Origin of the sequence: Psychrobacter sp. Rd 27.2, assembly GCF_001921755.1 — a bacterium.
Classification (GTDB): Bacteria; Pseudomonadota; Gammaproteobacteria; order Pseudomonadales; family Moraxellaceae; genus Psychrobacter; species Psychrobacter celer.
In genome coordinates this window covers 1-433 of sequence record NZ_MRYB01000082.1, presented here as the reverse complement: position 1 = coordinate 433, position 433 = coordinate 1, and the positions used below count along the sequence as shown (strand labels likewise).

Here is a 433-nt window from a genome sequence, read left to right as displayed (position 1 = left end):
GTCATCAAACGCCAGCTTATAGCGTACCGCTTCTTTACGCGACCCTGTCACGACCATGGCTTTGGCTTGCCCGCCGAGTAAGCCTTTGATGTTGTCGTTAAAGTGCTCAATGATGATCTTAACTTTCTGCGCGATATTGTGCTCATGCAGTCGCACCCAATTATTCAGCTTAATTTTAGCGCGGCGAGCATCGACTTCATCGTCATCGCTAGCCAGCTTTTGAGTGAGCTGATACATCACTTTGTAGTTGGTGTAGTTCTTGAGCACATCTAAGATAAAGCCTTCTTCGATCGCTTGGCGCATAGAATAGACATGATAAGCAGCTGGTAGGTTATCGCTGGCGGCGGGCAAGTCAGGGTTAGGCAGACGGCCGAACAGCTCAATGGTTTTTGGCTTCGGCGTGGCGGTAAAGGCATAGTAGCTGAGATTAGGA

At 49.2% G+C, this 433-nt stretch carries 1 pseudogene; it reads right to left on the bottom strand.

Features of this window, described 5'->3' with window-relative positions:
- Positions 1-433, bottom strand: a pseudogene (locus BTV99_RS12690) (type I restriction endonuclease subunit R); the annotation flags it as partial.